Here is a 26,314-nt window from a genome sequence, read left to right on the forward strand (position 1 = left end):
CTAATAGGGGTGCTTGTTTATTAATATTCAACTAGACAGTCAGCCTTGTTTCTTTCCCTTTTCTACAATGGTTTTAACATCATAGGGAACTCTACCGTAAGCTAACGCTTCATATACGGCATGTGATTCTACAAGAAGATTTACATAGCCACCGTTTGGTACAGACACCATGCTTAAAGCACCATGTGCATCTGACATATAAACTCCACGTTTTTTACCAAACTTCACTAATATACTTTGAAATTTATGTTCGGGTTCTGCAATAGCTTTATACTTATTTGACACCTCTACTAGTTTTTCAAAGTATGCAAGTTTAGCTTCCATTAATTCAAAACGTAGGTTTGAAACTGCGTCACTTTCATCAGCAACATATGCAGACTTTGCCTTTGAAAGTTCAGCAAGTACCTTTTCTATATCGTCAGTTTTGTATTCTTGGATAAGCTGAATCTCCTTTGTCAATTTCGCTTCTTTCTCTTGTAGGTTTTCAAGTGCAGACCGTTCTTTATCGAAAGTGCTTTCTGATACTTCGCCTAATAAAACCATCTTCTCTAATTCCTTGTATTCAACTTCTTTCGTTTGTCGGTCCAGCTGTGTTTCTACCAATTCAGTATGCTTTTTTTCAAGTGCTTTTTCGTAGTTTGATTCAACTGTACCTACCTTGCCTATTAATGAAAGGAAATTTTCTTTTAAAGTCGCCATTATTTAGCACCAGCCTTTTTTAGTTTTTCAGTAACTTCAGCAGTAGCCTTTTCTAGTACCTTTAGTTGTTCTTTCAATTCTTCAACTGTTTCAGTAACTACTTCAGCTTTAGCTTTTTTCTCCTTAGTAAATGCTTCTTTTTCACGTTGATTTAAAATATCTGCTTCTCTTTCTGCACGCTTTCTTGCTTGTTCTGTTACCCCAGCTAATATGTTCATGTACGCACTCATAGTCTCTATTCCCCTTTTTGAATATTAATTTTCAATCGTTCAATAGTTAGTCATTACTTCATAGTTGGACTTTGCAACCTTTCCAGTAAGCTAGCCTTGCGTTCTTCAACTGTTTTAGAATCAGAAGTTCCGTTTGTATTGATACCTAGCTGTTGCATTCTCTTATGGTTTTCTGCTTCAACTACATGGTTAAAATGCTTTAAAAACATTTCCACGTGCTTGTCGCTTGGATTATCTTTAGAGACCATTTTGAGAATATATTGTCTAACTTTGTCGTATGCTTCTACCTCGTCAGCATTCACGTAAGTAGCTTCCAACGCCTTCAGGTATTCGTTAAAGGCATCTATCTTATCCCACTTGTAAAAAGTTTGTGTGGAAACTTTCAACTCTTTGCAGATGTCGCCAATGCTTAAACCATCAACTATACGAAGCTTCACGTACTTCTTAGCAAAGCTGACCATTTTCTCGGAAAGTGTTAGCGGTACTGGTATTTCATTAATTTTATCCATGGCTATTCGTCCCCTTTAAATCGTTAATTCTGTGTACTGCATCTTGCCCACGGTTAACTTAAATCCAGCTAGCTTCCTTTGTGCATTGGTACTGTAGAGGTTAGTTACAATTAATGTAGTGATAAGTTGATTTACTCGGTTGAAGTTGGCATAACGGCTTCTCAATTCACACATTATTTCTTGAATAGCAGCGAGTGCTTTCGCTTTATGCTTCATAGCGTATTTTTTATAGGTTTCTATATGATTTTGAATGTTTGGAAGTTTGTAGCCCATTTGATATGTAAAAGTTGTATCTGCAACTTCCTGATAAATTTCAGACAACCAGTGAATTAACAATGGTTTGCTTTCATGTAAGTTTTCACTTAGCATCTTTTTACACTTTTTCAGCTTGTCGATTAAGTCCATTCAATAGTTCCTCCAAGTCCTTTTCATCACCGTCTACAATGATTTTTAACATCGCAAATTGCCAATCTTGTAGTCCAGCACGTTTACATGCCTGTAGAATATGCCACTGTACAATTGACGAAGGTTGTACTGTGCCCTGTTCAATTTTGCTTATATAACTGCGACTGTAATTCGTAGCTTTCGCTAAGTCTTGCTGGGAATAGCCCACAAACATCCGCATTTGTTTTAATAATTTAACTGAAAACATTTTTTTATTTCACTTCCTTTACTGTTCAAATTGGCAGTACAACTTAAAAAGAAAAGGTGCAGCCAATAATGACCACACCAACCCACTAGCTGACGGCTATACAGTTCCTTATATATAGGGGTCTTTAAAGAACTCCGAAGTAAGACACATTATGAAAAAATTTTTTAGAACCTGTATATCAGCCTTTTATCCTTCTGCTAGTGAAAGAATTCCATTCCATATATCTAGATTTTCAAAAATTATAAAAACTCGCTATCTTTGTTTGTCAAAACTATTTACTATAGGTGTAATTTATTCTATATTTTACCTAAAGGAGGGGTAATATGAGAAAAATAACGAAAACTTTCATAACTTTATTTGCAACATTTATCGTATTTGGGTTTGTAAATAAGGCATCAGCAACAGGGTTCACACAAGAACAAAAAGAATTATGCTACAAAGAGTATGTTTCCATTATTGAAGAAACAAATTCTAATTATGACAAAGATTTAAAACTTGGACCAATCGAAGACTTTACATTCGCAGATTGGAAAACTCCTGAAGAATTTAAAAATATCGTAACAGATATGGCTACTCAAGAATGGGTTCCAGTTGAAGAAGCAAGTACATATTTCGCTTTAACTGCTGGTAAAAAAATCATTTCTAGATATCTATCAGGGTCTTTTAAAACTTCAAGCTTAATTGACAGTTATTATTTGAATAATCAGGTGTCCGATACAAAAAATACTTCTATACCATTCAACTGTACTCTACCTGGTGCTGTGAATTAAGCAAAGATAATTGGTATTTATTTTCCAAATATTAAAAATTGGGTGGCTATTTTGTGTAACTGGTAAGTTATAGGGAACAGCCCCCCTTCCCCCCATATCCCCACTACCAGCTTTGGAAAATTAATAATCAATTACAAATTAAATTATAAATTATTTATCTATCTGCAAAAGGGAACACGAAACAAATATATTCTGTTTCAGAATGGGAACACGAAAGAATTAAACGGTGCAATAAGGGTTTGAATAAGTGGATATATTATATTGTTGCGTGTTCCCTAATGGAATACGTAATTATAATAAGAGGTGGTGTTCAGTGGGTAGTATAATATTAAGCAGTATCTTATGTGGTTGCTGGTAGGTTCTGGATAATAGGAAAGTGACTGGGGTATGGGGTAATATAGAATCAGTGCCCCTTTTAAATATTAAGCTATAAGAAAAACCCACCAGTAGAAATTGGCGGGCTTTCAAATTGATTGAAAAGGGGTTTAGTTGGATTGGAATAACCCTATTTCTTAGAATATCCCTTCAGTACTTTATCTATACCATCTTTCCCACCTCTAAAGTATCCGTTCCCATAGGCTATATTCATAATAAGCATCTCTTCTTCCGTTAAATCACGGTCTAAATTATCTTCAATTTGATTTAAGGTTGCTAAGTCATAATCATCTGTAGTCCTCGAATCAAAATGGGCATGGAAAAGGTATTCTAAAAATTTATTACGTTCTCCATTCTCCATATCTTTAACTAATGAAATCATTTGTTCAGCTGTCTTAGACGTTTTTGTCTTAGACACTTCTATCTGCTTCCCTTGTCTAATACCGAAAACATTCTTTAAAAAGTTGTTAACAAGGTCACTCTTTGCACCCTTTCCCTTTTGCTTACCGAACTGTTTCAAAGAATCGATAACGTCAATGTCTAAGTAGATAGACACCTGTTTCTTTTCAACTTGTTTTTCCTTTTGATAGAACTGGTCTAACTCGATTTTATTTGTAGATTCTATGTCAGTCATGATGTACCTCCAAAAAATTATAAAGATAATTTCGCAAAATTTTTATGTAAATTGCTTTCCTATTATAGCAAAAAAACATCAAAATCGATGTGGGAATAATTGAGACTATGCCTTCCCCACTTAACTGCACTTCGATTGGTCTCAAGCAAGTTTAAAGGTTAATATTTCTACTGATAATTAAACTTTGTAGCTTTATAGTAGTGTAATAAAAAAGAGGTGCAATTAATGCACCTCCACGTATCAAGTGTTATCAGTTCTGTCGCTACTGCCTGCGTTATGACCCCAACCCAATTCGTTGGCTTTTTCCATAAGAGTTGTAGCAATACCTAAATCAGGTATTCTTGCTTGCCCCCTTGCTGCTTGTAGAGTTCCGTCTGGTCGTCTCCAGATAAATCGAAAGCCCATTTGCATAGTGCCATCATCATAAATATAACGACACCACTGTAAACAAAGAACCCAATCATTTCCTACCTTGCTTTCATCGTAAGCAATCTCATTTATCACCTGTACTCTAGCAGAAGTTGCCATAAAATTTACACCCCCATTAATTTTTACGCATCAGACTAATATGACTGATGTGTACTATGATGCTAATGTAACACATCAGTCATATTGTGTAAATGAATAAACAGATTATTTTTCCAATGTAACAAAATACATAAAAAGTTACATTCATTTTACCTAAAATACTGGATTATCATGATAATAAGTGGTATTCTAACTTTAATAAAAAATATGTTACATTCAAAACATTGATTTTAAAGGGGCTACAGTAATGGCAAGTAAAAAAGATGAAATTAAAGATGTGCAACCGATACGGTCATTAGAAAAGTTAGAGGACATGAAATGGTCATTGAAGAAGTGGTGTGGAGAACGTGATTACATACTTTTCCTTTTAGGAATCAATACTGGTTTACGTGTAAGTGATTTATTGGCGTTAAAAATTAGTGACGTGAAGAAGAAGAAGGATTTTGTCATTAAGGAAGGGAAAACGAAGAAGCAACGAACTATTCAATTAAATAACGTTTATGAAGAATTGAATGCCTATATCGACACCCTACAGGGCACTGAATGGCTTTTCCCTTCTCGTAAAGGTGATAAGCCTATAAGTAGAATTCAAGCGTACAGACAGCTAAATAAAGCGTCTGACATGGTAGATATACCTGACGGAATCGGTACTCATACAATGAGGAAAACATTCGGCTACTGGTACTATAAACAATCAAAAGATGTAGCTAAATTGCAGATGATACTCAACCACTCACACCCTGACATAACATTGAAGTATATCGGCATCACTGAAGAAGAAATTGAAAACAGCTTGTTGAATTTTAAACTATAGAGAATCGGCTTTTGCTGGTTCTCTTTCTCTTTGTTTTCTATTAGCTTTCAGCACCTCGTATAACGTCACCAGCGGTACTCAAAGCTGTTCGTGATACTTTTATCTTATTTAAAATTGCCCCCCACACGGCTTTCTATAGCTTTTAAATATCAAGGGAAAACACTTTACACATTATTTCCTTGTCCACAAGCAAGGCACGATACATGGGGGGTTCACCACGATATTCACTGTCCACGTAGACACACATCAGACACAATTGGTACACACGTTAAATATTTCTATACTTACGACACCATATAGTCACTCTACTTTGTGTCTGAACAATCCTCCACCTTTAAAAGCGTAATAGTGCAAAACATTCTTCTCGAACAATGTTCTCGAAGCATCTTCAAACTAAAACATTGAATTGCTTGTTCTGAACAATGCATGTTTTGCTTTGCAGATTACTACTTTATTTTTGGGAAGTGCTTTTCTTTCCAATGCGAAGCATAGAGAACGGCATAACCCTTTTCCTATATATCTTCTTTAAGGGTGGACGCTATAACCCTTGATATATCAACGTTTCTAGATAAATTAAGAACTTTTGATGTGTTTATACTTTGTAATATCACAAATTTCACCTGTCTGAATGTACACCTTTTCTTGTTTAAGGGTTGTAGCCAAAATAGAGAGGAAATTGTACATGAATAATTTAGTAAAAGAAACAAATTACACAAAGGTTAAACCACAAACAGTAGTAAACATTGTTGATAGTATTATGGGTTCAGGTAAAACCAGTTGGGCAATTCAATATATGAATGAAGCTGATTCTGACAAGAATTTTCTTTACATCACACCATTCTTGTCAGAAACACGACGCATTAAAGAATGTGTAACAAGTCGAAAGTTCGTAACACCAGAACCAAGTGGCAAAAATAAGGGTAAATTAGCAAATCTAAAAGAACTATTATTGAATGAACGAGACATTGCAGCAACACATAAACTATTCCAGAAAGCTGATGATGAATTGATTGAATTAATTAAAGCTGGAAACTACACGTTGATTCTTGATGAAGTAATGAATGTTGTTGAACATCATGATTTAAACAAAGATGATTTTCAGTGGTTGCTTGATGGTGGGATGGTTAAAGTAGATAAAGAAACTGATTTAATCAGTTGGAATAGTGAAGGTAAATATCAAAAAACACGATACAAAGATATTAAATTACTTGCTGAATCGGAAAACTTGTATTTCTTTGAAAACACAGTGCTGTTTTGGACATTCCCAATTTCAGTATTTCAAGCCTTTAAAGAGGTGTATATCATGACATACCTTTTTCAGTGCCAACAGCAAAAATATTATTACGATATGTATAACCTTGAATACAGTTATAAAGCCGTTCAAAAGCTACCAACTGGTGAATATAAATTGATAAACCATGCGGATAAAGAATCCTATGATAAAACCCATCTGAAGTCGCTAATATACATTTATGAAGGTAAATTGAATAATGTCGGTGATAATAAATTTGCTTTTTCAAAGTCTTGGTTCGGTAAAGAACAGAACCAGCATTTAACTGAAAAACTAAAGAAGAATATCACCACTTACTTCAAAAATAATGTTAAAACACCTACAGAATCAAATATGTGGACTTGCTATGAAGCTGATGTATCAAAGCTAAAGGGAAAAGGATACACAAAAGGTTTTGTTGCTTGTAATGCCCGTGCTACTAATGAGTTTAAAGGAAAAGAATCCCTGGCATATGCAGTAAATCGCTTTATGAACCCTTATGAAAAGAAATTCTTTACTTCAAAGGGTGTTAAAGTAAAAGAAGATATGTATGCACTATCTGAACTTATCCAGTGGATATGGAGAAGTCGTATACGTGATAAACAGCCCATAAACCTGTATATCCCATCAAAGCGTATGAGAACACTTCTGACTGACTATTTGGAAGGGGACTTGTAGCATGTCAAATAACATATATAACGTAAAACTTACTGATAAGGATGTTTACAAAATCTTATATCTAAACAAGGTTAAAAAGCTTCTTCCATATCAGATAGAAAAACAATTTCCAGTATCAAGAACCACCATTAAAAACATTGTAAATGGGAAAAGCAGAAAAGACTGTTACTATTCATTTATGGACTACATGGAACGTGAACCGAAAAAAGTATTGGCTTTGTTCCCTGAACTTATCTGATTTAAGTATAGATAGAAACACATATGTAATAACTCTCAAGAGTTCATGCAATAATCATAAAAAACAAAGTCGAATTCCAGTATGTTAAGGAATCGACTTTTCTTATTGAATCTTATTGAATTAAAGCACCTGTTAGTTGCAGAAGCACCTTCTCTTTTATTACACATTATATACATACTACACATTATTCTGTCACTTGTACTAATTTATCATCAACTACTTTCAATACAGGACTTTCAAATGCTTTACGCATATACTCGTAATCATCTTTTAATTCATCCAATGATTCAGCAGGCATTATTTCACCCCACGCATAAGGCTTATCGTTTTCATCATAATGAACTTCACATATCTCAAAGTATGGTTTGTTCTGTTTACTAGTGAATTCAACAACTCTATAATTCCAGTACATAAAAAGCCTTCTCCTTCATAAATAAAAATATATACATCTAGCTTAATTCAATTCCTTTATGAAAGTAATAATTTATTTTCAAGCACTACTTTATAAAGTATAACGATAGTACATGAGACGAATCGACTGCACAACCTTGTCACAATTATAAATACACTTCATTGAATCTCACTTTCAGTAATATAGTTCTTTACTGTTTAAGCAGTTCCCTTCACCATGAAGCCAGAGTTGAGGACAACGGCTTGGTGCAAAAATGACTGCCTACATTTCAGAAACTAATAAACAAGAATCTAAAACGTAGACAGCCATTGCATTATGTATGTACATGAATCCGTCATTTGAGGTATTCCGTGTATGTATGCCCTTGTTAAATGCGTTCTCTCGAACAATACACATAGTTTCTACTTCTGCCCCCGAAACGTCTTGTAATCCGTCTACATGCCTTCTGCGTGTATCGTAAATGCTTATTCTACTGTTGTGAGAAACTCGGCAACAATTACAATGTATTATGTATTCTGCATAGCCGTAACTAATCAGACCTTCCACTCCTGACCTTTCAAATTGGTTGTCAGCACCTTTCAGACACTATAGTAAACAAGGGTACTATTTATTTGTGTCCTAGACTTAATTATTGCATCGGCTAAGTCATAACCTATCAAGGTTTGATTTACAACGTATTATTTGGCGTTCCACGTTGGATATACCTAAAAAAGGGTGCACTTAATAAACCTTGCTAATCTTAATTTTTTTCGGTAAAATTAAAGCAAGATAAGGTATATCGTATTCAGTTTATTTGCGTGAACTAGAAGTTCGATTTACTGTTAAGTCACCTATTGCGAGTAGGTGGCTTTTCTTTTTATCTTTTTTCTAACACTTTTAATGGTGAAAATTTCTTGTGACTTTCACGTACATCTGTGCCAAAAAGATTCACATAAATTTTTACAACTTCCATACTGGTGTGACCAAGAATGGATTGTAACTCAAAGATGTTTGCACCTTGCTGAACGCTTATCTTTGCAAAGGTATGTCTAAAGGTATGACAACTACAACGAACCCCTTTAACACCAGCAAGTACACCATACTTTTCTATTCGGTTCTGTATCCCGCGTCTTGTTAAAGCCGTTCCATCCATTGTGACAAATAAAGCGTCACTTTCAACATAACCACGAATAGAAACATACTTTTTAAGTTGGCTTTTCATTTCATTTTGGATTGGAACTAATCTTTCTCTATATGTTTTTGCGTTTCTAATACAAATAAGGTTATCTTCCCAACGAATATCAGCAAGAGTTATTCCTATAAGTTCATTTACTCGTATACCAGTTTCCAAAAACAACAACATTATCGTATAATCCCTAACACCAATAAATGTTGTTAAATCAGGTTGTCTAAATAACTTGTTTAATTGTTCTTTTGTAAACGTAGCTATAACACGCTTTCTATCTTTTAAAAGCTTTATATTCTCCATTGGATTTTTTGGAATGTACTTTTGTTTATACAGAAAGTTAAAAAATGCACGCAAGCCACGTAAACGAGTGTTTACCGATACTACCTTTGAACCCTTGTAATTACGCATATAAAGAATCACTTTTTCCTTAATATACTCTTCGGTTACATCAGAAGGTTTTAGTGTTGTTAAATCAATTCCTTGTTCGGATAAGTGAGTAAGGAATGCTGATATTTCATTGCGATAAAATTTAATAGTGTACGGTCTTAAATTTCTTATATCACAATCCTTCTCAAATAAATCAAAAGCTTCTTTAAACGTTTCCAAGTACGATTGTTTTTCATGACTGACAATACTTAGTTCAGCTTCATTCAGAACGTTTTTACGTCTTGCCAATATGGTATCCTCCTATACGTACGATTAGTTCACACGATTTGAAGATGTTCAGTAAAGACAAAATAACTGAAGATGAACACGAAAAAACCGTTCCCCACACTGTGAGAAACGGTTGATATTACGGTATTATTCACGATTAAATTACAGAATAAATAGCTTCTTTTTAGATACCGGTGGTCGGGGTCGAACCGACACTCCAAAGGAACACGATTTTGAGTCGTGCGCGTCTGCCAATTCCGCCACACCGGCATAATGGAGATAAAAAAAATCGGATAAACCGATTAACAGTTAAAATATGGAGGCGGCAACCGGATTTGAACCGGTGATAAGGGTGTTGCAGACCCGTGCCTTACCACTTGGCTATGCCGCCGTCATACATGGAGCGGAAGACGAGGTTCGAACTCGCGACCCCCACCTTGGCAAGGTGGTGTTCTACCACTGAACTACTTCCGCAAAAATGGCTGGGGTACTAGGATTCGAACCTAGGCATGACGGAATCAAAATCCGTTGCCTTACCGCTTGGCTATACCCCAACAATGGGGCGACTGATGGGAATCGAACCCACGAATGCCGGAACCACAATCCGGTGCGTTAACCACTTCGCCACAATCGCCATTGTATTATGATGTTTATTAATTTTATATTAGATGGGGCGACTGATGGGAATCGAACCCACGAATGCCGGAACCACAATCCGGTGCGTTAACCACTTCGCCACAATCGCCATAAAATTAATTGGCAGGGGCAGTAGGAATCGAACCCACACCAAAGGTTTTGGAGACCTCTATTCTACCGTTGAACTATGCCCCTAAAATAATAAAACTGGTGGAGGGGGACGGATTCGAACCGCCGAACCCTAAGGAGCGGATTTACAGTCCGCCGCGTTTAGCCACTTCGCTACCCCTCCGGGAAAATCTGGTGCCGGCTATAGGAATCGAACCCACGACCTACTGATTACAAGTCAGTTGCTCTACCTGCTGAGCTAAACCGGCAAAAAAACAAGATGGGTCAGGACGGAATCGAACCGCCGACACTTAGAGCTTCAATCTAATGCTCTACCAACTGAGCTACTGACCCATATTTTAAAATAAATGGCGGTCCCGACCGGGATCGAACCGGCGATCTCCTGCGTGACAGGCAGGCATGTTAACCGCTACACCACGGGACCATTTGGTTGCGGGGGCTGGATTTGAACCAACGACCTTCGGGTTATGAGCCCGACGAGCTACCACTGCTCCACCCCGCGATAATACTATAATGTTGTAAAAATAATGGTGGAGGATGACGGGCTCGAACCGCCGACCCTCTGCTTGTAAGGCAGATGCTCTCCCAGCTGAGCTAATCCTCCATCTGGGTATTGAATTGGTGACCCCTACGGGATTCGAACCCGTGTTACCGCCGTGAAAGGGCGGTGTCTTAACCACTTGACCAAGGGGCCATCGTTTGGAACACATCAAAGTGCTGGCGGAGAGTAAGGGATTTGAACCCTTGAGACAGTGTTAACCGCCTACACGATTTCCAATCGTGCTCCTTCGGCCACTCGGACAACTCTCCAAGAATGGCTCCGAAGGCAGGACTCGAACCTGCGACAACCTGATTAACAGTCAGGTGCTACTACCAACTGAGCTACTTCGGAATAATTTTAGTATATAGCCTAGCGACGTCCTACTCTCACAGGGGGAAGCCCCCAACTACCATCGGCGCTAAAGAGCTTAACTTCCGTGTTCGGTATGGGAACGGGTGTGACCTCTTTGCCATCATCACTAGACTATTTGAAAGACAATACTTATTATAACATATCTTATAAAAATTACAAGTATATTCTAATATTTTATTCTTTCAAAACTGGATAAACGGTGCATTGAATGTTTCAAACTTTTTTGGTTAAGTCCTCGATCGATTAGTATTCGTCAGCTCCATGTGTCACCACACTTCCACCTCGAACCTATCTACCTCATCGTCTTTGAGGGATCTTACTTACTTGCGTAATGGGAAATCTCATCTTGAGGGGGGCTTCATGCTTAGATGCTTTCAGCACTTATCCCGTCCACACATAGCTACCCAGCGATGCCTTTGGCAAGACAACTGGTACACCAGCGGTGTGTCCATCCCGGTCCTCTCGTACTAAGGACAGCTCCTCTCAAATTTCCTACGCCCACGACGGATAGGGACCGAACTGTCTCACGACGTTCTGAACCCAGCTCGCGTACCGCTTTAATGGGCGAACAGCCCAACCCTTGGGACCGACTACAGCCCCAGGATGCGATGAGCCGACATCGAGGTGCCAAACCTCCCCGTCGATGTGGACTCTTGGGGGAGATAAGCCTGTTATCCCCGGGGTAGCTTTTATCCGTTGAGCGATGGCCCTTCCATGCGGAACCACCGGATCACTAAGCCCGTCTTTCGACCCTGCTCGACTTGTAGGTCTCGCAGTCAAGCTCCCTTGTGCCTTTACACTCTACGAATGATTTCCAACCATTCTGAGGGAACCTTTGGGCGCCTCCGTTACCTTTTAGGAGGCGACCGCCCCAGTCAAACTGTCCGCCTGACACTGTCTCCTGCCCCGCTAAGGGGCATGGGTTAGAATTTCAATACAACCAGGGTAGTATCCCACCGACGCCTCCTTCGAAGCTGGCGCTCCGAGATCTCTGGCTCCTACCTATCCTGTACAAGTTGTACCAAAATTCAATATCAGGCTACAGTAAAGCTCCACGGGGTCTTTCCGTCCTGTCGCGGGTAACCTGCATCTTCACAGGTACTATAATTTCACCGAGTCTCTCGTTGAGACAGTGCCCAGATCGTTACGCCTTTCGTGCGGGTCGGAACTTACCCGACAAGGAATTTCGCTACCTTAGGACCGTTATAGTTACGGCCGCCGTTTACTGGGGCTTCAATTCGCAGCTTCGCTTGCGCTAACCACTCCTCTTAACCTTCCAGCACCGGGCAGGCGTCAGCCCCTATACGTCACCTTACGGTTTTGCAGAGACCTGTGTTTTTGCTAAACAGTCGCCTGGGCCTATTCACTGCGGCTCTCATGCGCTTGCACGCTCAAGAGCACCCCTTCTCCCGAAGTTACGGGGTCATTTTGCCGAGTTCCTTAACGAGAGTTCTCTCGCACACCTTAGGATTCTCTCCTCGACTACCTGTGTCGGTTTGCGGTACGGGCACCTCTCACCTCGATAGAGGCTTTTCTTGGCAGTGTGAAATCAGGAACTTCGTCCATACGGACTCGCCATCACAGCTCAACGTTACAGTGTGCGGATTTGCCTACACACACGCCTTACTGCTTGGACGCGCACAACCAACGGCGCGCTTACCCTATCCTACTGCGTCCCCCCATTTCTCAAACGGTGAGGAGGTGGTACAGGAATATCAACCTGTTGTCCATCGCCTACGCCTATCGGCCTCGGCTTAGGTCCCGACTAACCCTGAGCGGACGAGCCTTCCTCAGGAAACCTTAGTCATACGGTGGACGGGATTCTCACCCGTCTTTCGCTACTCATACCGGCATTCTCACTTCTAAGCGCTCCACCAGTCCTTCCGGTCTGACTTCAACGCACTTAGAACGCTCTCCTACCACTGACATCGTAGATGTCAATCCACAGCTTCGGTGAATCGTTTAGCCCCGATACATTTTCGGCGCAGCGTCACTCGACCAGTGAGCTATTACGCACTCTTTAAATGATGGCTGCTTCTAAGCCAACATCCTGGTTGTCTGTGCAACGCCACATCCTTTTCCACTTAACGATTACTTTGGGACCTTAGCTGGTGGTCTGGGCTGTTTCCCTTTTGACTACGGATCTTATCACTCGCAGTCTGACTCCCGTGTATAAATATCTGGCATTCGGAGTTTGTCTGAATTCGGTAAACCGGGATGGCCCCCTAGTCCAAACAGTGCTCTACCTCCAGTATTCTCATCACGAGGCTAGCCCTAAAGCTATTTCGGAGAGAACCAGCTATCTCCAAGTTCGATTGGAATTTCTCCGCTACCCACACCTCATCCCCGCACTTTTCAACGTGCGTGGGTTCGGGCCTCCAGTAAGTGTTACCTCACCTTCACCCTGGACATGGGTAGATCACCTGGTTTCGGGTCTACGACCACGTACTATTTCGCCCTATTCAGACTCGCTTTCGCTGCGGCTCCGCCTTCTAAAGCTTAACCTCGCACGTAATCGTAACTCGCCGGTTCATTCTACAAAAGGCACGCTATCACCCATTAACGGGCTCTAACTACTTGTAGGCACACGGTTTCAGGATCTCTTTCACTCCCCTTCCGGGGTGCTTTTCACCTTTCCCTCACGGTACTGGTTCACTATCGGTCACTAGGTAGTATTTAGCCTTGGGAGATGGTCCTCCCGGATTCCGACGGAATTTCACGTGTTCCGCCGTACTCAGGATCCACTCAGGAGAGAACGAACTTTCGACTACAGGGCTTTTACCTGCTCTGGCGGACCTTTCCAAGTCGCTTCATCTAACTCGCTCTTTTGTAACTCCGTATAGAGTGTCCTACAACCCCAAGAGGCAAGCCTCTTGGTTTGGGCTCTTCCCGTTTCGCTCGCCGCTACTCAGGGAATCGATTTTTCTTTCTCTTCCTCCAGGTACTTAGATGTTTCAGTTCCCTGGGTCTGCCTTCAAGACGCTATGTATTCACGTCAAGATACTACGCGATTAAACGTAGTGGGTTCCCCCATTCGGAAATCTCCGGATCAAAGCTCACTTACAGCTCCCCGAAGCATATCGGTGTTAGTGCCGTCCTTCTTCGGCTCCTAGTGCCAAGGCATTCGCCGTGCGCCCTTAATAACTTAACCAAGTTATTAAGCCTATAAAAAAACTTAAAAAATAAATGTGTTTGTTACAATTTCAATGTCGTTTTATCCAGTTTTCAAAGAACAAGTTTTGAAGTATTTCATTCAGAAAGAATGAACCTTCAAAACTGAACGCAAAACGTAATCTTACAAACCCAAGGTTTGTATTCCGAAATAATCCTTAGAAAGGAGGTGATCCAGCCGCACCTTCCGATACGGCTACCTTGTTACGACTTCACCCCAATCATCTATCCCACCTTCGGCGGCTGGCTCCAAAAGGTTACCTCACCGACTTCGGGTGTTACAAACTCTCGTGGTGTGACGGGCGGTGTGTACAAGGCCCGGGAACGTATTCACCGCGGCATGCTGATCCGCGATTACTAGCGATTCCGGCTTCATGTAGGCGAGTTGCAGCCTACAATCCGAACTGAGAACGACTTTATCGGATTAGCTCCCTCTCGCGAGTTGGCAACCGTTTGTATCGTCCATTGTAGCACGTGTGTAGCCCAGGTCATAAGGGGCATGATGATTTGACGTCATCCCCACCTTCCTCCGGTTTGTCACCGGCAGTCACCTTAGAGTGCCCAACTAAATGATGGCAACTAAGATCAAGGGTTGCGCTCGTTGCGGGACTTAACCCAACATCTCACGACACGAGCTGACGACAACCATGCACCACCTGTCACCGTTGCCCCCGAAGGGGAAACTATATCTCTACAGTGGTCAACGGGATGTCAAGACCTGGTAAGGTTCTTCGCGTTGCTTCGAATTAAACCACATGCTCCACCGCTTGTGCGGGCCCCCGTCAATTCCTTTGAGTTTCAGTCTTGCGACCGTACTCCCCAGGCGGAGTGCTTAATGCGTTAGCTGCAGCACTAAGGGGCGGAAACCCCCTAACACTTAGCACTCATCGTTTACGGCGTGGACTACCAGGGTATCTAATCCTGTTTGCTCCCCACGCTTTCGCGCCTCAGCGTCAGTTACAGACCAGAAAGTCGCCTTCGCCACTGGTGTTCCTCCAAATCTCTACGCATTTCACCGCTACACTTGGAATTCCACTTTCCTCTTCTGCACTCAAGTCCCCCAGTTTCCAATGACCCTCCACGGTTGAGCCGTGGGCTTTCACATCAGACTTAAAGGACCGCCTGCGCGCGCTTTACGCCCAATAATTCCGGACAACGCTTGCCACCTACGTATTACCGCGGCTGCTGGCACGTAGTTAGCCGTGGCTTTCTAATAAGGTACCGTCAAGGTACAGCCAGTTACTACTGTACTTGTTCTTCCCTTACAACAGAGTTTTACGATCCGAAAACCTTCTTCACTCACGCGGCGTTGCTCCATCAGGCTTTCGCCCATTGTGGAAGATTCCCTACTGCTGCCTCCCGTAGGAGTCTGGGCCGTGTCTCAGTCCCAGTGTGGCCGATCACCCTCTCAGGTCGGCTACGCATCGTCGCCTTGGTGAGCCGTTACCTCACCAACTAGCTAATGCGCCGCGGGCCCATCCTATAGCGACAGCGAGATGCCGTCTTTCAGTCTCTTGCCATGAAGCAAAAGAGATTATTCGGTATTAGCCCCGGTTTCCCGGAGTTATCCCAAACTATAGGGTAGGTTGCCCACGTGTTACTCACCCGTCCGCCGCTAACGTCAAAGGAGCAAGCTCCTTTTCTGTTCGCTCGACTTGCATGTATTAGGCACGCCGCCAGCGTTCGTCCTGAGCCAGGATCAAACTCTCCATAAAAGAAATTTGATTAGCTCAAATTGTTTTGCTGGCATCATGTTTGATGTCCAAAATTGTGCTTTGTTCACTAGCAAAGCTAGCTACTTAAAACTTTATTGATTACGTTTTGCTTGTTCAGTTTTCAAGGTTCATTTTTATTCAAGTCGTTTTTTCAGCGACTTCTTTATATTAACATCTTATTCAAAACATGTCAACAACTTTTTAAGAGAAGTTTTTTATGCTTTTATCTGAGTTAATCGTTATGTCTTAGCGACAATTAATATAATACAATACTAAGATATTATTCGTCAACAACTTTTTTTAAAAAATATCGAGGTATTTTTAGATACCTCGATTACAAGCATACTACAGTCATTGCCCCATTTCTAGAGCATCTTTATTTACCTTGTAATGACGGTGAAATATCCTTTCATTTTTCGCTGCAATTGGTTCAATTTGAATATAGCCTTTATCCACTAAATACTCCACAAACACTTCTAAATCCACTGAGTAATTCACGAGCTCATGATGATCATGTAATTCCTGAATGGTCCACATTTCTTTTGTTTGCATGACTTCTAGTATATGCTGTGCCCCATCTCGTGTACGAGAGTGGATTAAAAACTCACTTGCTAAAAACAACAATTCTAAGCGCTTTTCTATTGGCTCATTACTTGTCACTAGCTCTTCATACAGCTTATAGATGGCTGGCTCAATTTTTTTCACCTGAGCCCAAACAGTTACTTCAGGATACAGGCCACTATCGATAATAGATAAACGACCTAAATGATGTAGGGAATCCACAACGTGATTATAAGCATCCAAGTAACTTCCTTTATCGAAGTATTCTTTCCCTTCCAAATAGCGACGAATTAACTTTGAAAATTGAATACCTGTTTTAATTTTACGTCCGCTATACGGAAATTCCTGCAATTCTATTTTTAATTTATGCAGAAATTCATTCCGATCAAATAATACTCTACCGAAGAATATCCAATCGACGACCTTCCGATTTGAACCAATGAGTAACCATTTTCGAATTAATTTTTCCGTAACAGTATGTAGAGCGATTTTATTTCCTTCATATAAGTAATGTTTTGAAAAGACTGGTTGCTCTGCTTCTTTTACGATAATGAGTAAAACCGTATCAAATGTATCTGTAACGTTACTTTGTTCTTCACGCTTTTCCACTAAAATTACGCCTAATGTATTCGACTGACTCGCACGTTCTTGATAGATTGGACGCAGTACTTGCTCCATGTTCAGCCCTCCTTTATTCATATAGGTTCTTTATTCCGTTAAAAATTCGACATACTCTAAAAGTATTCCTTCTTTCATTCAGTTCAAAGCTAAAATACTTTGTCCTTATATGTTATAGTAGATTTTAGATTGGGAGGCAAGATGAAATATGAAACCTTATAAAAGTAAAATTAATAAAATTCGTTCATTCGCACTAGCACTAATCTTTTTTGGTTTTATTGTCATGTACGGAGGCATTTTCTTTAAAAATAGCCCGATATTAGTTTTAATTTTCATGTCACTAGGTGTTCTTTGTATTATCGGTAGTACAGTTGTATACGCTTGGATCGGATTACTGTCAACAAGAGCTGTTCAAGTTGAGTGTCCAAATTGCCATAAGCATACAAAGGTTTTAGGACGAGTAGATATGTGCATGTACTGCAATGAGCCATTAACACTTGATCCTACTCTAGAAGGTAAAGAGTTCGATCAATCCTATAATAATAAAACAAAAAAATCCTAGCCCTTTCTAAGAGCTAGGATTTTTATTGAACTTTTGCAGTAGCAACTTTACATGTTGGACAAGTGCCGTATATCTCTAAGCGATGCGAATGCACATCAAAGCCTGTTACCTGTGATGCAAAATGCTCTATTTCGTCGAGTCCAGGATAATGGAAATCGACGATCTTACCACAGCATTCACAAATCATATGGTAATGATCGTTTGTCACGAAATCAAAGCGACTTGAAGCATCCCCGTAAGTTAGCTCTTTCACAAGACCTACTTCACGAAATACACGCAGGTTGTTATAAACAGTCGCTACACTCATATTAGGGAACTTGCCCTCAAGTGCTTTATAAATTTCATCGGCAGTAGGATGTGCCATTGATTGAATTAGATATTCCAAAATAGCATGACGCTGAGGAGTAATACGTACACCAGTTGTTTTCAACGTGTCCAGTGCATCTTGTAAATGCGTTGTAGACATCGTCATGCACCTCTTCCATAAGTATTATTAATTTATAATTGTTATAAATAGTGTATCCAATTCGTACTACTTCGTCAACAATCACACATTGCTTATCCTCAATAAATCAATGGCTGTTCCTTAATATCCTCTTGATAGATCCATGACATTTTCTAAATCAGTATCACCTTTTAGCCATTTTGTTAGGCTTGGCTTGAAGATTTCTAAGCTACGCTCGACATATCGAGAAGAATGACTGGATACATGGGGTGATACTATGACATTTGGTAATGTCCATAATGGATTGTCAGATGTCAGAGGCTCTTCTTCGAATACATCTAAAACTGCGTGTCCTATTTGCTTTGTTTCGATCGCTTGAATGAGTACCTTTTCATCCACTAAATTACCTCGACCAAAATTCATGAAGATCGCATTATTTTTCATCGCAGCAAAATGCTCTTCTTCTAATAAATGGGTCGTTTCTGTTGTTTTTGGTAATACAGAAATAACAATATCCGCTTGAGGTAGAGCCTCTTTTAATTGAGCAAAGCTAATCATCGTATTCATATAGGCCGCTTCTTTACCAGAGCGGTTACAGCCAATCGTCGTAACACCAAAAGCTTGCAATAAACGCCCAACTTCCGAACCAATGGCACCCGGTCCCAAAATAAGTGCCGTACTATCTCGTAATTCCGTTTGTTGTGCTTTTTTCGACCATTCACTTTTCTTTTGCTGCTCATACATCCAAGGCAAAGCTCGTTTAATGGCTAAAATATGAGCAAGCATGGATTCAGCCATAGGCGTTTTATGAATGCCCCGAACATTTGAAACTAGAATGCCGCGTTCGATAATAGCCTGAGCCGGCATTTTTTCTATACCTGCCGATGCAACAAAAATCCATTTTAGCTTCGTCGCATATTGAATACTCTCTTCTGTTAAATCTTCACCATATGTAACTAAGACATCCGCTTGTTGAAGCTCTTCATTTGATAAGCTCTTTTCAAAGATAAATTCAACCTGTGGAAATTCTGCTAATAATGGCTCTCGTAAATCTGGTCTAGGTTCAAATGTAAAATAGATTCTCATTGTTTTGCCTCCTGTTCTGCTAAATAAGCGTAAACTTCTTCAATATGATTTTTTACTCGAACCTTGCGCCAAGCTTTTACAAGCTTCCCCTCAGTATCAATTAAAAACGTTGAACGCTCTATGCCCATATATTCACGTCCATACATTTTCTTTAAAGTCCATACATCATATGCTTCAGCAATAGCATGATCCTCATCCACTAATAATGAAAATGGCAAGCCATGCTTATCAATAAATTTTGCATGTTTTTTCTCGTTATCTGGACTAACACCAAGAACAACAGCATTTAAATGACTGAAGTCCTCAAACTTATCGCGAAAATCACATGCCTCTGTCGTACAGCCTGGTGTCATATCCTTTGGGTAAAAATATAAAATAACATTCTTCCCTTTAAAATCAGCTAAATGCACCATCTCGCCCTTTTCGTTCATTAGAGAAAAATCTGGCGCCTTTTGTCCTTCTAGTAAAGTCATACAATCTCCTCCTCTGTAGGTTCTATTTTACTCTAAGTAACAAATCAAGTCATATCCCTTAATTTCTTTGGATTTCTTACAGTGATAGGTCTACAATAGATTACGTATAAAAAGTTAGGAGGCAATTCTATGAATCATGCAAAATCTGAAGCAATACATGCAGAGGCTTTACAGCATATTGTTGGTGGTGTAAACAGCCCTTCTCGTTCATATAAAGCAGTAGGTGGCGGTTCTCCTGTAGCCATGGCGCGAGGAAAAGGCGCCTATTTTTGGGATGTAGATGGCAATCGCTATATCGACTACCTAGCAGCATATGGTCCAATCGTTACTGGCCATGGCCATCCACATATTGCAAAGGCCATAGCGCACGCAGCTGAAAATGGTACACTGTTTGGGACACCGACTGAATATGAAGTTACTTTTGCAAAAATGTTAAAGGAAGCCATCCCTTCGATGGATAAAGTACGCTTTAACAACTCTGGCACAGAAGCTGTTATGACAACGATTCGTGTGGCACGTGCCTATACAGGCCGTACAAAAATCATGAAATTTGCTGGCTGCTACCACGGGCACTTCGATTTAGTATTAGTGGCTGCTGGATCAGGTCCAGCAACATTAGGAACACCTGATTCAGCAGGTGTTACAACTTCGACTGCTGAAGAAGTTATTACTGTACCTTTTAATAACCCTGAAGCCTTTACAGAAGCCATGGATAAATGGGGCGAGGAGATTGCAGCTATTTTAATCGAGCCAATAGTAGGAAACTTCGGTATTGTTGAACCGAAGCCAGGTTTCCTTGAATTAGTACATGCTACAGCAAAGGAAAAAGGGGCCCTAACGATTTACGATGAAGTCATCACGGCCTTCCGCTTCCACTATGGTGGCGCTCAAAATTTACTTGGCCTAACACCTGATCTAACTGCACTTGGTAAAGTTATTGGTGGTGGTTTACCAATCGGTGCATATGGCGGACGCAAAGAGATTATGGATACTGTTGCACCACTCGGCCCAGCATACCAAGCGGGTACGATGGCTGGAAATCCTGCATCTATGCAAGCTGGTATTGCTTGCCTAGAAGTGCTACAAACACCAGGTATATATGAGGAAATGGATAGATTAGGCGCAATTTTAGAAGAAGGTATTTTAGCTGCCGCTAAAAAACATGGCGTAACCATCACGTTAAATCGTCTTAAAGGAGCGCTTACTATTTACTTTACAGATGTGAAGGTAGAAAACTATGAACAAGCTGAAAGCTCTGATGGTGAAATTTTTGGACGCTTCTTTAAACACATGCTTGAGCAAGGTATTAATCTAGCTCCTTCTAAATATGAAGCATGGTTCTTAACAACTGAGCATACAGAAGCAGACATTCAGGAAACAATTAAAGCAGTAGATATTGCGTTTTCTCAATTGTAATCTTGACAAGAAAAAGGCGACTTGCAAGTAGAAGTCGCCTTTTTCTTATTCATCCATGCAAATCTATGTATTTTATGAGTACTTCCTTCTATAATGTAAAGAAGCTAAAAAATATTAGACAGAAAGGACATCTTTATGAAATTAGGTGCCCGTGTATTTAAAACTGGTGTAGCTATCGTATTTGCATTATTTATTGCAGAGTTGTTAAAACTACCTTCACCTGTTTTTGCTGGAATTGCAGCTATTTTTGCTATTCAGCCTTCTATTTATCGTTCTTACCAAACCATTGTGGAGCAAGTACAAGCGAATATTATAGGTGCGACAATTGCCGTCATTTTCGGCTTACTTTTTGGCCATCATGTCGTTGCCATTGGTATAGCCGTCATAATAGCTATTGGTTTAATGTTAAAGTTTAAACTCGAAAAATCACTTTCGCTAGCGTTGGTATCAGTTGTAGCTATTATGGAATTTCAAGGGGATGACTTTTTAACGTTTGGTTTGATACGCTTTGTTACGATATTAGTTGGGGTATTAGCAGCATTTGTCGTAAATCTTGTGTTCTTACCACCTAAATACGAGGTAAAACTATTTCGCAAAATTTATATTTTACAAGATGATATTATTCGTTGGACACGACTGGCTGTACGGCAAGCTTCTGAGCATACATCCACAAAAACAGCATTAAGTAAGTTTAAAAACCGTATGCTACGAGTGGATACGCTGTATGATTTTTATAAGGAAGAGCGTAATTACTTAAAAAATAAAAAATATGTGAAAGCACGCAAACTAGTAGTCTATCGTCAAATGATTTTAACTTCCAAGAAAAGCTTGGAATTGCTACAGCGTTTGCATAATCACGAAAATGAATTAGCTCAGCTCCCTACACAATTTCATTTAATGATTCAGGAGAGACTTGATTCCTTGTTAACATACCATGAGCAATTGCTCTTAAAATATACAGGAAAGCTAAAGCCTGAGCATTCGGAGTGGAGTAAAAGCATTGACTATGTCCAACGTAATGAGCTGATGGAAATTTTTATCAAGCAAATCAACTTTGCTCGTGAAGAGGGCGATACGGAGTTTTCTAGCTATCACCTACTCTATATATTATCGCGTATTTTAGATTATGAGGAAAACCTAGAACATCTCGATACACTCATTGTGTCCTACCAAAGCTATCATGGACATGAAATCAATGTAGAATTTGAAGAAGAATTCATTTAGCTAGCATTTTATGGCAACAGATTACCTTGATTCTAGGGGCTTTTGATCACCCTTTGAATGAAGAAAAGTCTGTTGCTTTTTCTATACAAAAAACCTCCAAGTAGTAATCTACTTAGAGGAAAGGAGCTAAGAACGTAATGTTAGCAGTTGTTGCTCTGCTTGTTGGCGTTTGACCGTTTGTACATCACGTAATTGCTGATAATTGGCAATGCCTGATACAATAGTATCCCACATTTCTTCAAGAGTCTGGGTAGTGCTGGATTGTTGAGCCATGGCAGTACTTAATTGCACCGCTTCCTTGCTAGCTCCCCCAAATTGCTTCATACGGTCTTCAAAGGCAGAGGCTGATTGACTTTGTAATTGTTGACGTCTTTCATTAACTGCATTCATCAAACCCATTTTAAAAACAGGAATGGTTTTAACAAAAGCCCCATTAATTTGTTCAATCAATTCACTGTTACCATTACGTAGCATATCGATTTGGGGAGCTGTGATAATAGCCACCATACGCGATTTTTCTAAATCATCTATTTTTTGCTGGAGCATCTCTGCAATAGCTTGCAAACGATTTAGCTCCATTTTCGCCAGCTGATTACCTGCTTCACTCTGTTTTTCATACATCGGAATCAATGTTGTTTGGACCTCATGAAGTTTCATATCAGTTGCTACGATATACTTTTCTAGCTCAAGATAGTACATGAGGTCCTCTTGATATAAGCGTGCAAGTACTCGATTATCCTTCGCTAATTCTTCTTCCATCAGCACAAATTGATAATGGATTTTCTCAATCTCTCTCCCCAGTCCATTGTATTTCGTAAATAAATCACCATCATTTTTGGTCTTCCGTGCAAATAGCTTTTTAAAAAAGCCCTTTTGTTCTGTAAAATCTTGTTTGTCGAATGTTTGCATAAGGGCTTCAAGCTGCTTAAATAATTCATTTGATTCGAAAGTTGTTGACTGGGTGATGATTGCTAAAATTTGATCTGCAAATGTAGCTAATTTTGTAGCCGGCTCTTTTCCCAAAGCTAATAGCTCTAACTGATTTTTTATATCAATTTGATTGGCAATTTGCTTTACCTGTGCATGATCCCGTAACTGTTCTTTGAAGGCTTCTGCTGTTTCCAGCGTTAGCTGCTTCAGCGTCAACGAGTTATTTGACATTTGTGCCGCCTCCTTCCTATCATCAGAAAAAACGATTAAAGAGTTTTTTTATGATTTTGTCGGGTGCAGTTTTCTGTGGCTTTGGTTCTTCATAGTGCAAGTCAAATAGCATATGCTCTAAACGATGTACATCGTAACTATCTTCTCGTAAATGTTTTTCTAAATCTAGTTGTCCTGTCGGGTTATAAAAAACAATATCCACACCAAATCGATTTAAAAAGGCCAATAATACCATGTCCTCACGTGATAAAGCTGGTTGTTGAGGTGCTTGGAATAATACCAGCTTCGGTACCTCTTGTGAATAATCAAAGCTTTGTAGTAATCGCAGTACCTCCGGAGGAATCATCGTCATTTGTTTAAATAAAAATAACTGTAAATCATATAAGGACTCATTCGGCTGTTGTTTCAACATGGGCTGCTCACAGGAAGTTTTTATCGTATGTGCAATTGCACGCTGTAGCTCCAATGTTAACTCCCCATATTGCCACCAATCACTTTGCATAATACGCTCTACTGACAGCTCTCCATTTACTAGGCAATGCTTATAGTGAAAGTGGAAATTGGCTCTGCTCGTTGATGCATAGGGGAATTTCTGGACAAAAACAGTTTGCGGATTTGCTAATAACTGATGCATATAATGCCAGTATTCTTCACGTTGGCTCGAAACCCCACTAATTTTTGCAAATATGACTGGTATGACAACCTCATCTCCAACCACTTCAAACTGTGGTCGAACCAAAGCTTTCTCTTTTGCATAAATAAAAATATCGTCATATGTCATCCGTAATGTTAAGGAGCGTGGCATAAAATCTTTAAACTGCCAAGGCTTATAGACACCTGATTGCTGATCATGCATTAATTGTTCAAAATGCTGACTCGATCGATATCCGACCGTTGCCTGCCGATCACGCAACTTATCAGGAAATGGCTGTAAAGCTGTTTGATTGGAATATGCATATGTGATGGAGAAAGAATCATTAGGATCAATCTCAGCAAATTCATCCGTTTTAGCTGGATGAAAAATTAATACGTCACAACCTAGCTCCATTAATAATAATAAGAAATAGCGCTGACTAAGTGTTGCTTCCCCGTACCAAACTACTTTAGGAAAATCATCTGTTGGTTTCATGGATTTTGTCCATAGAATCCAATGATTTTTTAACCATTTCACCATATCAATTAAAAAACGGCGAAAGTCATTTGCTAGCAAACCTAACGATTGCTGTTTTTGAAAGAGCTCTACTACTTTAATGGTTGCTAACTGTAAATGGCGATTCATTACACTATCATCATGTTTAGGAATTAATTGATAACCATACATCATTGCCACTAAACGATTAATAGATAGACCTTGTGGAGTTTGTTGATGCTGTGAAAGGATTGCTTGTATTGCCTGAAAGTCTTTTGGTTCAATATGTTTATTTAATTCTTCACTTAAAATATGGATGTTAGCGTTTTGTGACAATGTAAATAATGAATTGAAGTAATCATCTTCTTCGATTGGTACGCCCAATACACGTACAGCAATTCTACTAAAACTCACTTGTTGCTCTGTTTTTTCATAAAATGCACGATTCTTTGGTGAATCTTGAAACGCCTGTAGCCAATCATCAGGATGACGCTCCAACACTGATTTAATTGTGATTGTTTGCATACAAACGCACCTCCTAAAAATCATCCTCAGCCTATGTGGAAGCATTCATTTGTCATAGGGCGCCTCACCTAATGACAACAAAAAATATTTGAACTTTTATATGACCGTATGTTGTGATGCCATCTTTAAAACCGCTTCCAATAAATCTTTTGTAAATGCTTCGCCGTAGAGAGGCGAGTAAGTTGTATTTTGTAAAACTTTTGGCTGTTTATCCTTTAAATCTCCATGATTTGGTGTAAAAGCTAAATCAGCCATTGCAAGCATGCCATAATCCATAATAGAATCACCTGCTGCGATATGCATATCGTATGTACAGAATTCCTTTATATATTCTATAGCCGCTTCCTTTGTCAGCACCTTAGGCATAAAATACAATTTTTTCCCTTGTAATAGAACATACCAACCATGCACATCAAACTCTCGAATCATCGCTTGTAATTCATCGGATGGTAAAACGTTGATATCTACATGATGTACGTAAAAAAGCTCATCAATATACAAAGAACGTTGTAGCCATGTATCAGATTTAATCGTCTGAAAAAGCTTTAGCATATCCATACGAGGAATTGAAGAATCTTCAATGCGTCTAGATAATGTTTGTGTCCATTTTTCATATGGCTGACCCTTTTCTACTATTGTACCCCCATTGCTTGTAATTGCAAAAGCAGGGCATAAATCATGAATAAAATGGATTCTTTTATATTGATGTAATGCTCTTGTTGTAACAGGTACAAATAGAGCTTGTTGGTGCACCTGTTGCAATAGGGGTGCTGTTGCCTGCGTCATCATACTCATTGCAGTTTCAATCTTGTGTTCAACGACGATTGTCTCTGTAGCTGGCGGAAACATCTCCATCATGCGTTTAGAATAAATAAGGGTTCTATCTAAATCAGATGTAAATAATATCATCATATTCTCC

The 26,314-nt window shown here is 39.6% G+C and carries 23 protein-coding genes, 16 tRNA genes and 3 rRNA genes; 7 read left to right on the plus strand and 35 right to left on the minus strand.

Annotated features, from left to right (window positions below; genetic code table 11):
- Positions 1-39: 39 nt before the first annotated feature.
- Genes MKZ14_RS18795 through MKZ14_RS18815 form a run of 5 tightly spaced genes read right to left on the minus strand, consistent with a single transcriptional unit; the run spans position 40 to position 2,090 of the window.
- The gene (locus MKZ14_RS18795) at positions 40-699 is read right to left on the minus strand and encodes a hypothetical protein (RefSeq protein ID WP_333006788.1); all 660 of its coding nucleotides are present in this window, start codon (positions 697-699) and stop codon (positions 40-42) included.
- On the minus strand, positions 699-929 hold the full coding sequence (locus MKZ14_RS18800) for a hypothetical protein (RefSeq protein ID WP_333006789.1): 231 nt from the start codon (positions 927-929) through the stop codon (positions 699-701). The genes MKZ14_RS18795 and MKZ14_RS18800 overlap by 1 nt, the downstream gene beginning before the upstream one ends.
- Positions 930-982: 53 nt before the next feature.
- Entirely contained in the window at positions 983-1,438 is a 456-nt protein-coding gene (locus MKZ14_RS18805; RefSeq protein WP_333006790.1) for a phBC6A51 family helix-turn-helix protein, read from the minus strand.
- Between the two features lie 15 nt (positions 1,439-1,453).
- Positions 1,454-1,843, minus strand: a complete 390-nt coding sequence (locus tag MKZ14_RS18810) for a hypothetical protein (protein WP_333006791.1) — start codon at positions 1,841-1,843, stop codon at positions 1,454-1,456.
- Positions 1,812-2,090 (minus strand): helix-turn-helix transcriptional regulator, encoded by a 279-nt coding sequence (locus tag MKZ14_RS18815; RefSeq protein WP_333006792.1) that lies wholly within the window; start codon positions 2,088-2,090, stop codon positions 1,812-1,814. The genes MKZ14_RS18810 and MKZ14_RS18815 overlap by 32 nt, the downstream gene beginning before the upstream one ends.
- A gap of 323 nt (positions 2,091-2,413) precedes the next feature.
- Here MKZ14_RS18815 and MKZ14_RS18820 point away from each other — a divergent pair, with 323 nt between their 5' ends.
- The gene (locus MKZ14_RS18820) at positions 2,414-2,860 is read left to right on the plus strand and encodes a hypothetical protein (RefSeq protein ID WP_333006793.1); all 447 of its coding nucleotides are present in this window, start codon (positions 2,414-2,416) and stop codon (positions 2,858-2,860) included.
- A gap of 505 nt (positions 2,861-3,365) precedes the next feature.
- Here the strand turns inward: MKZ14_RS18820 and MKZ14_RS18825 are convergent.
- Together MKZ14_RS18825 and MKZ14_RS18830 are read right to left on the minus strand one after the other, a co-directional pair.
- Positions 3,366-3,869, minus strand: a complete 504-nt coding sequence (locus MKZ14_RS18825; RefSeq protein ID WP_333006795.1) for a hypothetical protein — start codon at positions 3,867-3,869, stop codon at positions 3,366-3,368.
- Between the two features lie 240 nt (positions 3,870-4,109).
- On the minus strand, positions 4,110-4,397 hold the full coding sequence (locus tag MKZ14_RS18830; RefSeq protein ID WP_333006796.1) for a hypothetical protein: 288 nt from the start codon (positions 4,395-4,397) through the stop codon (positions 4,110-4,112).
- 247 nt (positions 4,398-4,644) lie between these two features.
- Here MKZ14_RS18830 and MKZ14_RS18835 point away from each other — a divergent pair, with 247 nt between their 5' ends.
- The 3 genes from MKZ14_RS18835 (at position 4,645) to MKZ14_RS18845 (ending at position 7,397) form a co-directional block, all read left to right on the plus strand.
- Positions 4,645-5,211 carry a site-specific integrase gene (locus MKZ14_RS18835; protein ID WP_333006797.1) on the plus strand — a complete coding sequence of 189 codons (567 nt, stop codon included), beginning with the start codon at positions 4,645-4,647 and terminating at the stop codon, positions 5,209-5,211.
- 682 nt (positions 5,212-5,893) lie between these two features.
- Positions 5,894-7,159, plus strand: coding sequence for a hypothetical protein (locus MKZ14_RS18840; protein WP_333006798.1), 1,266 nt, complete (start codon positions 5,894-5,896; stop codon positions 7,157-7,159).
- A gap of 1 nt (position 7,160) precedes the next feature.
- The gene (locus tag MKZ14_RS18845) at positions 7,161-7,397 is read left to right on the plus strand and encodes a hypothetical protein (RefSeq protein WP_333006800.1); all 237 of its coding nucleotides are present in this window, start codon (positions 7,161-7,163) and stop codon (positions 7,395-7,397) included.
- Positions 7,398-7,581: 184 nt separating this feature from the next.
- Here the strand turns inward: MKZ14_RS18845 and MKZ14_RS18850 are convergent, their stop codons facing one another.
- The 22 genes from MKZ14_RS18850 to MKZ14_RS18955 all read right to left on the minus strand — a co-directional run bounded on the left by MKZ14_RS18850 (position 7,582) and on the right by MKZ14_RS18955 (position 17,434).
- Complete coding sequence (locus MKZ14_RS18850) at positions 7,582-7,809, minus strand: hypothetical protein (protein ID WP_339280341.1); 228 nt, start codon at positions 7,807-7,809, stop codon at positions 7,582-7,584.
- A gap of 856 nt (positions 7,810-8,665) precedes the next feature.
- On the minus strand, positions 8,666-9,652 hold the full coding sequence (locus MKZ14_RS18855) for a tyrosine-type recombinase/integrase (protein WP_333006998.1): 987 nt from the start codon (positions 9,650-9,652) through the stop codon (positions 8,666-8,668).
- Positions 9,653-9,820: 168 nt separating this feature from the next.
- Positions 9,821-9,901 (minus strand) — tRNA-Leu (locus MKZ14_RS18860).
- Positions 9,902-9,948: 47 nt separating this feature from the next.
- Positions 9,949-10,022: transfer RNA gene (locus MKZ14_RS18865), tRNA-Cys, on the minus strand.
- 8 nt (positions 10,023-10,030) lie between these two features.
- Positions 10,031-10,105, minus strand: a tRNA-Gly gene (locus MKZ14_RS18870).
- Between the two features lie 5 nt (positions 10,106-10,110).
- Positions 10,111-10,185: transfer RNA gene (locus MKZ14_RS18875), tRNA-Gln, on the minus strand.
- A gap of 4 nt (positions 10,186-10,189) precedes the next feature.
- Positions 10,190-10,265, minus strand: a tRNA-His gene (locus tag MKZ14_RS18880).
- Between the two features lie 35 nt (positions 10,266-10,300).
- Positions 10,301-10,376, minus strand: a tRNA-His gene (locus tag MKZ14_RS18885).
- Positions 10,377-10,388: 12 nt separating this feature from the next.
- Positions 10,389-10,462 (minus strand) — tRNA-Trp (locus MKZ14_RS18890).
- A gap of 13 nt (positions 10,463-10,475) precedes the next feature.
- A tRNA-Tyr gene (locus tag MKZ14_RS18895) sits at positions 10,476-10,559 on the minus strand.
- Between the two features lie 9 nt (positions 10,560-10,568).
- Positions 10,569-10,644: transfer RNA gene (locus MKZ14_RS18900), tRNA-Thr, on the minus strand.
- A gap of 12 nt (positions 10,645-10,656) precedes the next feature.
- Positions 10,657-10,729 (minus strand) — tRNA-Phe (locus MKZ14_RS18905).
- A gap of 15 nt (positions 10,730-10,744) precedes the next feature.
- Positions 10,745-10,820 (minus strand) — tRNA-Asp (locus tag MKZ14_RS18910).
- Positions 10,821-10,823: 3 nt separating this feature from the next.
- A tRNA-Met gene (locus tag MKZ14_RS18915) sits at positions 10,824-10,898 on the minus strand.
- Positions 10,899-10,924: 26 nt separating this feature from the next.
- Positions 10,925-11,000 (minus strand) — tRNA-Val (locus tag MKZ14_RS18920).
- A gap of 15 nt (positions 11,001-11,015) precedes the next feature.
- Positions 11,016-11,090 (minus strand) — tRNA-Glu (locus tag MKZ14_RS18925).
- A 24-nt stretch (positions 11,091-11,114) separates the two neighbouring features.
- Positions 11,115-11,206: transfer RNA gene (locus MKZ14_RS18930), tRNA-Ser, on the minus strand.
- A 5-nt stretch (positions 11,207-11,211) separates the two neighbouring features.
- Positions 11,212-11,288: transfer RNA gene (locus MKZ14_RS18935), tRNA-Asn, on the minus strand.
- Between the two features lie 16 nt (positions 11,289-11,304).
- Positions 11,305-11,420: ribosomal RNA gene (gene rrf / locus MKZ14_RS18940) — 5S ribosomal RNA — on the minus strand.
- 112 nt (positions 11,421-11,532) lie between these two features.
- A 23S ribosomal RNA gene (locus MKZ14_RS18945) occupies positions 11,533-14,460 on the minus strand.
- Between the two features lie 182 nt (positions 14,461-14,642).
- Positions 14,643-16,195: ribosomal RNA gene (locus MKZ14_RS18950) — 16S ribosomal RNA — on the minus strand.
- Together the 16S, 23S and 5S rRNA genes with 16 tRNA genes alongside form the textbook arrangement of a ribosomal RNA operon.
- Before the next feature lie 351 nt (positions 16,196-16,546).
- Positions 16,547-17,434: a nucleotidyltransferase-like protein gene (locus MKZ14_RS18955; RefSeq protein WP_036077012.1), complete on the minus strand. Its 888-nt coding sequence runs from the start codon at positions 17,432-17,434 to the stop codon at positions 16,547-16,549.
- 148 nt (positions 17,435-17,582) lie between these two features.
- Here MKZ14_RS18955 and MKZ14_RS18960 point away from each other — a divergent pair, with 148 nt between their 5' ends.
- On the plus strand, positions 17,583-17,936 hold the full coding sequence (locus tag MKZ14_RS18960; protein WP_036077010.1) for a YgzB family protein: 354 nt from the start codon (positions 17,583-17,585) through the stop codon (positions 17,934-17,936).
- Positions 17,937-17,958: 22 nt separating this feature from the next.
- Here the strand turns inward: MKZ14_RS18960 and perR are convergent, their stop codons facing one another.
- The 3 genes from perR to bcp form a co-directional block, all read right to left on the minus strand.
- Positions 17,959-18,402, minus strand: coding sequence for a peroxide-responsive transcriptional repressor PerR (gene perR / locus MKZ14_RS18965; protein ID WP_016994016.1), 444 nt, complete (start codon positions 18,400-18,402; stop codon positions 17,959-17,961).
- Between the two features lie 120 nt (positions 18,403-18,522).
- On the minus strand, positions 18,523-19,467 hold the full coding sequence (locus MKZ14_RS18970) for a D-2-hydroxyacid dehydrogenase (RefSeq protein ID WP_036077007.1): 945 nt from the start codon (positions 19,465-19,467) through the stop codon (positions 18,523-18,525).
- A complete protein-coding gene (gene bcp / locus MKZ14_RS18975; protein ID WP_036077006.1) occupies positions 19,464-19,940 on the minus strand; it encodes a thioredoxin-dependent thiol peroxidase in 477 nt (158 codons plus the stop codon). The genes MKZ14_RS18970 and bcp overlap by 4 nt, the downstream gene beginning before the upstream one ends.
- Before the next feature lie 129 nt (positions 19,941-20,069).
- Between bcp and MKZ14_RS18980 the strand changes: the two genes are divergently transcribed.
- Entirely contained in the window at positions 20,070-21,356 is a 1,287-nt protein-coding gene (locus MKZ14_RS18980) for a glutamate-1-semialdehyde 2,1-aminomutase (protein ID WP_036077004.1), read from the plus strand.
- Positions 21,357-21,491: 135 nt separating this feature from the next.
- Positions 21,492-22,580, plus strand: coding sequence for an aromatic acid exporter family protein (locus tag MKZ14_RS18985; protein ID WP_016994014.1), 1,089 nt, complete (start codon positions 21,492-21,494; stop codon positions 22,578-22,580).
- A gap of 126 nt (positions 22,581-22,706) precedes the next feature.
- Here MKZ14_RS18985 and MKZ14_RS18990 read toward each other — a convergent pair whose 3' ends face one another.
- From MKZ14_RS18990 to MKZ14_RS19000, 3 genes are all read right to left on the minus strand, one after another.
- Positions 22,707-23,741, minus strand: coding sequence for a toxic anion resistance protein (locus tag MKZ14_RS18990; protein ID WP_333004894.1), 1,035 nt, complete (start codon positions 23,739-23,741; stop codon positions 22,707-22,709).
- 22 nt (positions 23,742-23,763) lie between these two features.
- Positions 23,764-25,395 (minus strand): YceG family protein, encoded by a 1,632-nt coding sequence (locus MKZ14_RS18995; protein WP_333004896.1) that lies wholly within the window; start codon positions 25,393-25,395, stop codon positions 23,764-23,766.
- 96 nt (positions 25,396-25,491) lie between these two features.
- Positions 25,492-26,304, minus strand: coding sequence for an HAD family hydrolase (locus MKZ14_RS19000; protein ID WP_333004897.1), 813 nt, complete (start codon positions 26,302-26,304; stop codon positions 25,492-25,494).
- Positions 26,305-26,314: the final 10 nt, after the last annotated feature.

The organism is Lysinibacillus sp. FSL P2-0066 (genome assembly GCF_037969495.1).
GTDB classification, from domain to species: Bacteria; Bacillota; Bacilli; order Bacillales_A; family Planococcaceae; genus Lysinibacillus; species Lysinibacillus boronitolerans.